The 9891-nt window shown below is 53.0% G+C and carries 9 protein-coding genes; 5 read left to right on the top strand and 4 right to left on the bottom strand.

Translation table 11 applies throughout. From position 1 onward, the window contains the following. Positions 1-364: 364 nt before the first annotated feature. Both QNK41_RS08175 and QNK41_RS08170 read right to left on the bottom strand, forming a co-directional pair. The gene (locus tag QNK41_RS08175; protein ID WP_319255591.1) at positions 365-1492 is read right to left on the bottom strand and encodes a sodium ion-translocating decarboxylase subunit beta; all 1128 of its coding nucleotides are present in this window, start codon (positions 1490-1492) and stop codon (positions 365-367) included. A gap of 15 nt (positions 1493-1507) precedes the next feature. Then, the gene (locus QNK41_RS08170; protein ID WP_319255589.1) at positions 1508-1921 is read right to left on the bottom strand and encodes an OadG family protein; all 414 of its coding nucleotides are present in this window, start codon (positions 1919-1921) and stop codon (positions 1508-1510) included. A gap of 345 nt (positions 1922-2266) precedes the next feature. On the opposite strand from QNK41_RS08170, the gene QNK41_RS08165 reads away from it, so the two are divergent. The 4 genes from QNK41_RS08165 (at position 2267) to QNK41_RS08150 (ending at position 7057) form a co-directional block, all read left to right on the top strand. Further along, entirely contained in the window at positions 2267-3445 is a 1179-nt protein-coding gene (locus QNK41_RS08165) for a BMP family ABC transporter substrate-binding protein (protein ID WP_319255588.1), read from the top strand. A 74-nt stretch (positions 3446-3519) separates the two neighbouring features. Then, on the top strand, positions 3520-5064 hold the full coding sequence (locus tag QNK41_RS08160) for an ABC transporter ATP-binding protein (RefSeq protein ID WP_319255586.1): 1545 nt from the start codon (positions 3520-3522) through the stop codon (positions 5062-5064). Continuing rightward, positions 5051-6133 (top strand): ABC transporter permease, encoded by a 1083-nt coding sequence (locus QNK41_RS08155; RefSeq protein ID WP_319255584.1) that lies wholly within the window; start codon positions 5051-5053, stop codon positions 6131-6133. The genes QNK41_RS08160 and QNK41_RS08155 overlap by 14 nt, the downstream gene beginning before the upstream one ends. A 3-nt stretch (positions 6134-6136) precedes the next feature. Then, on the top strand, positions 6137-7057 hold the full coding sequence (locus QNK41_RS08150) for an ABC transporter permease (RefSeq protein ID WP_319255582.1): 921 nt from the start codon (positions 6137-6139) through the stop codon (positions 7055-7057). 163 nt (positions 7058-7220) lie between these two features. Here QNK41_RS08150 and QNK41_RS08145 read toward each other — a convergent pair whose 3' ends face one another. Both QNK41_RS08145 and QNK41_RS08140 read right to left on the bottom strand, forming a co-directional pair. After that, positions 7221-8594: a sigma-54 dependent transcriptional regulator gene (locus QNK41_RS08145; RefSeq protein WP_319255580.1), complete on the bottom strand. Its 1374-nt coding sequence runs from the start codon at positions 8592-8594 to the stop codon at positions 7221-7223. 118 nt (positions 8595-8712) lie between these two features. Further along, complete coding sequence (locus QNK41_RS08140; RefSeq protein ID WP_319255579.1) at positions 8713-8961, bottom strand: hypothetical protein; 249 nt, start codon at positions 8959-8961, stop codon at positions 8713-8715. Between the two features lie 34 nt (positions 8962-8995). Here QNK41_RS08140 and QNK41_RS08135 point away from each other — a divergent pair, with 34 nt between their 5' ends. Continuing rightward, positions 8996-9862: a methylenetetrahydrofolate reductase gene (locus tag QNK41_RS08135; protein ID WP_319255577.1), complete on the top strand. Its 867-nt coding sequence runs from the start codon at positions 8996-8998 to the stop codon at positions 9860-9862. The last annotated feature ends 29 nt before the right edge of the window (positions 9863-9891 follow it).

Genomic DNA, 9891 nt, shown 5'->3' with positions numbered 1-9891 from the left:
CTGAGCGATTGTCGAGCTTGCCGCAGATTCAAGGCAGATGTCGTCGCGCTATAGTGGACTATGCGCGGCGATATCTAACGCCGAAGATGTGGTGATCCGCCTGAGGCGGATAAAGATCGGCAATCTCAATGGGTTTCACCTTTTGCAATACAACCATTGATGGTACCCCACCGCGATCGTTACCAATCGACCTTCTTCGAGAAAGGTGAATCGCTCAGTTTGGGATAAAGAATGGCACAGTCAAATCCGAGTGGTCAAGAGCAAATCGTGGCACTGCAGATCGGGCACTAAAAATGCCGGAGAAGGAAGACCCTTCTCCGGCATTGGCGTTTATTAAACCCACGGAAGATGATAGCGAAGGTGGTTATCCTACCGTAAAACTCCACAGAATGCCGGCACAGATAGCAGAGCCAATCACGCCGGAAGAGTTGCACGCCATGGCGTGCATCAGCAGGTAGTTGGAAGGGTCTTCTTTCTGTCCCATGACATGAACTTCTCTGGCGGAGCCGGGAACCGCAGAGACGCCGGCTGCTCCAAGCAACGGGTTTATCTTCTCTTTACAAACCAGGTTCATCAGTTTGGCGAAGATCAAGCCGGAGGCCGTTGCGATGCTGAATGCCACGGCCCCAAGAGCGAAGATCCCGACAGATTTGGTGGTGAGAAAAACATCCGCCTGAGTACTGGCGCCGACGGTAAACCCTAATAATATGGTCGCCGTGTCGATGATGGCGGTTCGGGCGGTTTGGGCAAGGCGGTCGACCACGCCGCTGACTTTCATCAGGTTTCCAAAAAAGAAGGTTCCCAGCAACGGAATGGACGCCGGGGCAAGAAAGCAGCAGAGGAACAAACCGATCACCGGGAAAATCAACAATTCCTTTCTTGAAACTGGGCGCGGGTCGGGCATGTGGATCCGGCGCTCGGCCTTAGTCGTTAGCAGTTTCATGATCGGCGGCTGAATGATCGGAATCAATGCCATGTATGAGTAGGCGGCAATGGCGATGGGCCCGATCAGGTGCGGTGCCAGTTTAGCCGTTAAAAAGATGGATGTCGGGCCGTCTGCACCACCGATAATTGCAATGGACGCCGCCTCCTTTGGCAGGAAACCCAAGGCCAGGGCACTGAGCAGGGTGAAGAAGATGCCCATTTGGGCTGCCGCGCCGAGCAGCATCAATTTGGGCCGCGCCAGCAGCGACGAAAAATCAGTCATGGCGCCAAGGCCTAAAAAAACAATCGACGGGTAGACACCGCTCGTTACGCCAAAATAAAGATAGTGAAGTACACTGTTCGGCTCATAGATGCCCAGGCCGAAACCCTTAAAAAAGGGAACGTTGCCAACCAACACGCCAAAACCGATGGGCAGCAGTAATAAGGGTTCATATTGCTTGCCGATGGCCAGGTAGACGAAGAGCATTCCAATGCCCCACATTAAAAAGTGCCGATAATCGGACAGGTAATACCCGGTATTGCTGAGAAACTGTAGTAAAAGTTCCATTGATCAGGTCCTTATCTATTCTTCGGAAAGGGGTTGCCAGGAAAAGCGTCCGTCGCCAACCGCTACCAGTACGCCTGCCTCTCTGAAGCGATTAATCGAAAGATGGGGATGGGGAAGACCGATCTCCTTGGATTTTTTGTGTAGATCGATCAAGTTGAACGCCTCACCCAAGTCTTCGGTCAGGGAGATATAGATTGTTGATGCGGCACCAAGGTCCTTCGGAAGTTTATCTGGGACGATCGTTTTAGGCTTGGTCGCCGTTTCAACTTTTTCGACTGGCGGAGGGGCTTTTTCTTCAAAAAGACCGGTAAGGCGGGGAATCATCGATATTAGAAAAGAAAGTACCGCCAAGCCGACAAGAACAATACTGGCTCCTGCGGCTGCCATGGCCCAACCGTTGGCTTGCTGAATGGCCGCTAACCCGTACATGATTTATCCTCCTCATACTGATGCTGTCAGCCTCCTTTATAAAAAGGGGGCTGACGCCTTGAGCTGAAATTGAAGGGAACCGTGATTTTACATAAAACACCAGAATAATTAAACAATCATACCACCCAAACAAAGTCAATGATAAATCTGAATTAGGGGTAGAATCAGAATATTTCTTACATTGAAACATACGCGCCGAATGAATCACCCAGCCAGTGGTTGCCTGCGTCAGATTTGAAAAACACTGTTGTTGACTTAAGGAATCGGATCATCGTAGTTAAAAGTTCTACTTGAGTTTACCAACAAAGAAACCAATGTGCGTGCTGTCAAGAAAAGGAGGAGCAAATGAGGGGCGTTAGAATCTGGCGTAAGCGTTTCGTTTGGATCGTTTTTTGTGTCGTGCTGCTTACCCTTTTTGGATCCGGCCCGGGAGTGGCCGCTGAAAAACAGCTAAAGGCCGGCTTTGTATATGTAGGGCCGGTTGGTGATTATGGTTGGTCCCATGCCCATGACGTGGGAAGAAAATATGCCGAAAAGCAGCTTCCCTGGTTGAAAACCGTTTTCATCGAATCCGTGGCTGAAGCGGACTCCGCAAGAATTGTCGACCGATTTATTCAGGAAGAAAAATGCGACGTGGTTTTCACGACCAGCTTTGGATACATGGACGACACCATCAAAGCGGGCGTGAAATATCCGGATAAGCATTTTATGCACTGTTCCGGCTTCAAACAGACCAAAAATGTGGGGACCTATTTTGCCGACCTCTACCAGACCTATTATTTAAACGGATTGATGGCCGGTGGGTTGACCAAGAGCAATAAAATCGGTTATGTGGCGGCCTTTCCCATTCCGGAGCTGGTACGTCATATCAATGCCTTCGCCCTTGGCATCAAAGCCGTGAACCCCAAGGCTGAGGTTCATGTGCGCTGGACCTACGCGTGGTATGGGCCGGACAAGGCCAGGGAAGCGGCAGAGGCACTGATCGCCGAAGGCTGCGATTCCCTGGCATTTACCGAGGATACGCCGGCTGTTATTGAAGTCGGCCAGGAACATACGGAAAAAGGCCGGCAGATCTATACGTTCAGCCATTACAGCCCCATGCAGCCTTATGGAAAAGACTCGGTGGTGTCCGGGCAGCTGGTGGACTGGGGGGTCATGTACGAAAAGATTCTCAAGGATCTTCATGACGGGACCTGGACGAGTGATGATCAGTGGTGGCTGGTTGCCGAAAAAGCGGCGATCCTCGGCGGTTCATTCGACGATCCGATCAATCCCAAGTTCGTAGACGCGTTGAAGGCCATTTCCGTGGAGACAAAGGACTTTGGAAAGCTGTCCGTTTATGACCTGGTCTTCAAGCGCTATGAACAGATGAAAAAAGGCACGGACCTCTTCGATCCATACATGGGTCCCATTTCAGACAATGCCGGAAAGATGCAGGTCAAAGCGGGTGAAAAAGCATCCAAGGCAGATCTTTTGAGTGTCATGTACTATGTAGACAACGTTGTGGGAAGTCTTCCCAAATAAGACGCGTGTTGTGAATTAAAGGGGAGCCGTACGCCCGAGCCGGCCCCCTTTTGTTTTTCCGGATGTCGGCCATTATGAAAAAAATTGAATCTCTTGAAATGATAAATATTTCGAAGTCATTTCAGGGCGTTCGTGCAAACGACAACATCAGCATGAAGGTCTCTTCCGGCGAGATTCTGGGCCTGCTGGGAGAAAATGGCGCCGGAAAAACAACGTTGATGAATATCCTCTACGGTATTTATCAACCCGACACCGGAGAGATCCGGGTCAATGGCCAACGGATTTTTATCGATTCACCCAAGGCGTCTATCGACCATGGCATCGGCATGGTTCACCAGCATTTCATGCTGGTGCAGAACCATACGGTGATCGAAAATATCGCCCTGGGTTATGCGCATGCGCCCAAGCTGTTTCCTCAGAAAAAAATACGGCAGCGCGTCGTCTCCTTCTCAGAAAAATTCAATTTCAACATCGATCCCGAAAAGAAAGTATGGCAGCTGTCTGCCGGCGAACAGCAGCGGGTGGAGATTGTCAAAGCCCTGATCAATGGCGCCGGATTGTTGATTCTTGACGAGCCGACCTCTGTTCTCACTCCTCAGGAAACCCGAGATTTTTTTCAGGTTTTGGGAAAAATGAGAGAAGACGGGCAGATGATTATTCTCATCAGCCACAAGCTGGATGAAATCAAAAGGCTTTGCGACCGGGTAACCGTTCTGCGAAAAGGTCAGGTGGTGGGGCATGCGAACGCTGGGCAGCTCGATAAGCGCTCTCTCGCACGCATGATGATCGGCCGAGACGTGATCTTCTCCTTTTCCCGGGAAAAGATACCAAGAAAAGAGAAGGTTCTGGAGGTGGCAGACGTCAGGGTCGATGGCGACAAGGGCTATCCGGTGGTCAACGGCATCTCCTTTGAGGTTTTCAGGAACGAGATTTTCGGTATAGCCGGTGTTTCCGGAAACGGCCAGCGCGAATTGGTCGAAGCCATCACCGGTCTGCGGATGGTGACCCACGGCCAGATTCGGATCAACGATATAGACATTACCAACCAGTCCCCCCGAAAAATCCACAACACCGGCGTTTCCCATGTGCCGGAGGAACGTATCCGGTTTGGCATCGCACCGAACCTCTTTATATACGAAAACGCGATCCTGAAGCAGCACCACCAGAAGAAGTTTTCACGACGGGCCTTTTTGGCCTACGGTCGAATCAAGGCGCATACCCGCCAGCTGATCAAGGATTTTCAGGTGGCGACGCCGTCCATCAATGTTCAGACGAAAAACCTGTCCGGCGGCAACATTCAAAAATTGATTCTCGGCCGTGAAATTGCGGACAAGCCGGACCTGCTGGTGGCTTCCCACCCCACCTACGGCCTGGACGTGGGTGCTACCGAGTATCTGCGAAACCAATTGCTCAAGCTTCGGGCAGAAGGCGGCGCAGTCCTTCTGGTGTCTGAAGATCTGGAAGAAATCTTCGAGCTGTGCGACCGGATTGCCGTTATTTTTCAAGGGAGTTTCATGGGAATTCTGGAATCGGATGATCCCCGGATTGCGGACATCGGGATGATGATGGCCGGGACCAGGGATCTAAAGGCGGGAGAGGGGGCGGATGCTTCACTTTAAAGTCTCGGACCGCGAGCAGATTTCCGCCCTCGGCACCTTTTTGACCCTGGTCCTGGCGTTGACCGCCGGCATGGTCGCAATCGGGCTGCTCTTTATTATCAGTGGCGTGAACCCGTTTTTTGCGTTCAAGAAAATATTCAGCGGCTCCTTCGGCAGCCTCTATGGTTTCAAGGAGACCATTACCAAGGCCATTCCTCTCATTCTTATCGGCGGTGGGCTTGCCGTGGTCTTCAAAGCGAAGTTCTGGAACATCGGTGCCGAGGGCCAGCTTCTCATGGGAGCCATTTTCGGCACCTGGGTGGGGTTGAACTGGGGGCCGTCACTTCCCGCTCCGGTAATCGTCCCCTTGATGTTTCTTGCCGGGTTTCTCGGCGGCGCGTTTTGGGGACTGATTCCGGCCATCCTCAAGCTCCGGTTTTCCATCAATGAGGTGATCTCCACGCTGATGCTCAACTACATTTGTGCTGAGTTTCTCACATTGCTGATCGTCGGACCCTGGAAAAGTCCAAAAAAGTTTGGTTTTCCGTATACCGACGATCTCCCGGATTCGGCCATTTTATCCCTGCTGCCAGGATCACGAATTCACACGGCCACCTTGATTGTGGCGGTGGTCGCCGTCGTGGTGCTGACCATTGTCATCTACAAGACCCGTTTCGGATATGAGGTGCGGGTGATCGGAGAAAATCCAGATGCGGCGAAATACGCGGGCATCGATTTCTCCCGAACGACGATGCTCATCATGGTCATCAGCGGCGGTATGGCCGGTCTGGCCGGTGTGGGTGAGGTGGCGGGTATCCACCATTATTTGAGTTATCCGGACTCCATCTCTTCCGGTTATGGTTTTACGGCGATTATTGTGGCCTGGCTGGCCAAGCTCAATCCGATTTACGTAATCTTTTCAGGCATCTTTTTTGCCGGCATCCTCGTGGGTGGAGACGCGATTCAGATATCGCTCGGATTGCCGGCGGCGACGGTGGCTGTTTTCAACGGAACCCTGCTGATCTTTCTGATCATGGGTGACTTTTTTACGAAGAACAAGGTTCGTATACTGGCAGGGGAAAGGGGTTAACCCATGGAGGAGATTATCATTTCTGTGGTTCAGCGCACACTGGTTGCCGGCACCCCCCTGCTGCTCGGCACTATCGGCGAGATCATCTCTGAGCGATCCGGCATCCTTAATCTGGGCGTGGAAGGCGTGATGGCTGTGGGTGCGGTGACCGCCTTTATCGTCACGCACCATACGGGCAACCCCTGGCTTGGGCTCTGCGCGGCCATTGTTGCGGGGATGTTGATTTCGATGGTCCATGCGTTTGCATCGGTGAGCCTTCAATCCAACCAGGTGGTCTCCGGGCTGGCGCTACCCATGCTCGGCCTGGGGCTGGCGGGCTTGTTGGGAAAACCCTATGTGGGAAAGCCGCTGGCCATTAAAATCAACACCATGCCCATCCCCTTCCTGTCGGACATTCCCATCGTGGGGCCGGTGCTTTTCAATCAGAGTCCTTTCTTTTACCTGGCGATACTCCTGGCCATTGGGGTCTGGTTCATGCTTGAGCACACGCTGCTGGGCATTCGCATCCGTTCGGCCGGAGAAAACCCCAAGGCCACGGAAACCCAAGGGGTCAATGTCTCGCGGATCCGCTATCTGTCTGTGATCGCCGCCGGCGGATTTTCGGCCATGGCCGGCGCCCACCTGTCCACGTCCTACAGCAGATCATGGATCGAGGGGATGACCGCCGGGCGGGGTTGGATCGTCATCGCCCTGACCATTTTTGCCTTGTGGAATCCCCTGCGGGCCGTGTTTGGCGCGTTCCTTTTCGGCGGGATTTTTGTGCTTCAGTATATGCTCCAGCCCCTGGGGATTTCTCCGAACTTTTTAGCCATGCTGCCCTATCTGGCGACGCTGTTGGTGCTTCTGGTGGGCGGGCTTCGAGACAGCCGTCGCCTCAACGCCCCGGCCATGCTGGCGGAACCCTACCGCCGCGGAGAGCGATAACCCAATCATCGATGCCCTCGTAGAGAGTCGCATTTCCAACGGGTTCGAAAAAAAGCCGAGATCAAGGCTTGCGAATCCCGAGGAATGAGGCGTACTTATGGTACGCTGCAGTGACGAGGGATGAAGCGTAACGCAGATATCGGCATTTTTACGAACCCGTCAATCATTGTATGCCATAGCTGGCCAATTTGCGCCGCAGCGTATTAAGGCCAATACCCAGCCGTCTGGCGGTTTTGGACTTGTTTTCTCCTGTTTGCGCATACGCATGTAAAATGTGCGCCTTTTCCACCTCCGAAAGCGGTTTTACACCTGAACTGCCGGCGGCCAGGTCTTCATCTTCACACGTTTTCAGGGCTGCCGTGATATGCGAAGGCAGGTGGGTTTTCCGGATCGGTTCGCCGCGCGCCAAATTGACCGCCGACTGGAGAACGGATTTCAACTCCCGGATGTTGCCGGGATAGTGATAGCGCATCAACAGGTCCAGCGCCGTCTTTTCGATAAAGCCCTGCTTGTTCACATCGTAATACTTCTCCAGAAATTTTCGCGTCAGCAGAAAAATGTCCTCCTGGCGTTCGCGCAGCGGGGGTAAGTGAAGCCATCCGCCGCGGATGCGGTAATACAGGTCTTTACGAAAACGCTTCTGGGCCATCATCTGTTCAAGGTTTTCATTGGTGGCGGCGATGAAACGCAGGTCCACCTTTTGCCGGGCACTCGATCCGAGTTTGGAGAACTCACCGTCCTGTAACACCCGCAGCAGTTTTCCCTGGAGGGATAACGGCAGGTCTCCGATTTCGTCCAGAAACAGGGTTCCCTTGTTCGTGTGTTCCAGGTAGCCGACCCGGCCGTGTTCAGCCCCGGTGAACGCGCCTTTGGTATGCCCGAAAAATTCAGCCTCGAATAGAGAGCTGGATAGTGAGGACATGTTGATGGGGCTAAAAGGATGCTGGGCCCGGGGACTGGCGCCGTGGATGGCGCGAGCCAGAAGCTCCTTGCCGGTGCCGCTTTCGCCGGTGATCAGAATGGGAACAAGGCTGGAGGCATGAAGCTCCGCCTCCTTGAGAATACGCAGGACTTTTTTGGATTGGGTGACAATGGGCCGGAATGGCTCTTCGTTTTCCAGCGTGGGTAAATCATCTCGCTTCTCGAGGTCCAGCAAGTCCAGAAGCCGTTTTCGTTCCAGTGTCCGTTTAATGGAAAGGGACAGGTCTTCGGTGGCCACCGGCTTGACCAGATAGTCATAGGCCCCCTTGTTCAGGCACTCCACCGCGATGCGTGCCTCGTTGATGGCCGTTACCATGATGCACTCCGTGGATGGAGAATTCGCCTTTATTTTTTCCAGCAGGGCCATGCCGTCCATCTCCGGCATGGTCATGTCGATGAGGGCCAGGTCGAAAGACAGCCCCTTTTCCACGTCTTCAGCCAGCTTGACTGAATTGTCCTCCAGGCGGACACGTTTAAAACCGATTTCGGATAGCTTTCTTCCCAGCACTTCCAGGTAGTCCCGATCATCATCCACGACGACAACATGACTGTTCATCGATCACCACGGCCTTTCTCGTTGTGCCAAAATGGGTTACCCCATATTGGAACAGTCCCCATAACGAGTTAATTTTTCATCGTTTTACGACCCTTATAGTCCATTTTGGCATAGATGTCTACTTGTATTCTGATTCGTCACCATTTTGGTTTAATCTTTGATGTGGTTTTAACTTGTTAATAACATACGAAAATTTTATTTTGTGCGGCCGCAGGGGGGCTTGGCACAGGGCTTGCTGTCCCATAATGGCAGGAAAATGATACAACCTGGCAGCATCCGTTTTAGGAACCCTCTTTTCCGGAAGGCGGTCACTGTCTTCCGGCACCAGATACCGATTTGACGCATCTTTTTTATTAACCGTTTTCACGTGTTTTCCGCATCAACCATAAGGGGATTGGCTTATGCATTTAAAAAACAAATTCGATGTCGGCAAGTTCACCATTCTTGCGGAGATGCAGCCGCCCAAAGGGGTGAATGTTTCAACGATGGTCAACAGCGCCGTCCGTTTACAGAACCTGGTGGATGCCTTCCTCGTGCCGGAAATGGGCAACGCCGTCATGCGGATGAGTTCGTTGGGTGGGGCCATGATTCTTCAGCGCAAGGGGCTGGAAACCATCATGCAGGTGAACTGCCGGGACCGCAACCGGATCGCCCTTCAAGCGGACCTGTTGGCCGCCTATGGGTGCGGCATTCTCAATATCATGGGGGTTTCCGGAGAAGACCCCGGCCTGGGCGATCATCACCAGACCAAGGCGGTCAACGATATCGATCTGATGACTTTGTTCAAGGCCGTTTCCACGCTTCAGACCGGTAAGGATCTGGCCGGGAATGAACTGTCCGGTGCCCCCTCGTTTCTGGTCGGTGCCACCGTCAATGCCCGGGCCACCGGTGACGAACTTGAAAAAGAGCTCTCCAGGATGGCTGAGAAGGCTGAGGCCGGCGTGGATTTTTTCATCACACCGCCGGTTTTCGATCTCGGCGCCATTGCTCCGTTTCTGGAAAAGATTGATCTACAAAAAACCCGGATTGTCCCCACCGTGATGCTGTTGAAGTCCGTGGGAATGGCCCGTTACCTGGCCCGGCACCTGAACGTGACCATCTCACAGGGCCTGATTAAACGGCTCATGCGTGCCCCGGACAAAGCCGTGGAAAGCCTTTCCATCGCCACGGATATTATTTCGGCGGTTAAGGAGGCCGGTTTTGCCGGCGCCCTGATTTCAGCCATGGGCTGGGAAGACAAGCTGCAGAAGTTACTGGACAGGGTCTGATGGACGGCAAAATCACCCATAACCTCTCT

It is taken from the genome of Desulfosarcina sp., from assembly GCF_033791525.1.
GTDB lineage: Bacteria > Desulfobacterota > Desulfobacteria > Desulfobacterales > Desulfosarcinaceae > Desulfosarcina.
This window is presented reverse-complemented; position numbering and strand designations above follow the sequence as displayed.

Bases quoted from the DNA above. Each gene is read 5' to 3' on its own strand.
- QNK41_RS08170 (WP_319255589.1), bottom strand. From the start codon at position 1,921: ATGTACGGGTTAGCGGCCATTCAGCAAGCCAACGGTTGGGCCATGGCA.
- QNK41_RS08135 (WP_319255577.1), top strand. From the start codon at position 8,996: ATGCATTTAAAAAACAAATTCGATGTCGGCAAGTTCACCATTCTTGCG.
- QNK41_RS08145 (WP_319255580.1), bottom strand. From the start codon at position 8,594: ATGAACAGTCATGTTGTCGTCGTGGATGATGATCGGGACTACCTGGAA.
- QNK41_RS08150 (WP_319255582.1), top strand. From the start codon at position 6,137: ATGGAGGAGATTATCATTTCTGTGGTTCAGCGCACACTGGTTGCCGGC.
- QNK41_RS08155 (WP_319255584.1), top strand. From the start codon at position 5,051: ATGCTTCACTTTAAAGTCTCGGACCGCGAGCAGATTTCCGCCCTCGGC.
- QNK41_RS08165 (WP_319255588.1), top strand. From the start codon at position 2,267: ATGAGGGGCGTTAGAATCTGGCGTAAGCGTTTCGTTTGGATCGTTTTT.
- QNK41_RS08175 (WP_319255591.1), bottom strand. From the start codon at position 1,492: ATGGAACTTTTACTACAGTTTCTCAGCAATACCGGGTATTACCTGTCC.
- QNK41_RS08160 (WP_319255586.1), top strand. From the start codon at position 3,520: ATGAAAAAAATTGAATCTCTTGAAATGATAAATATTTCGAAGTCATTT.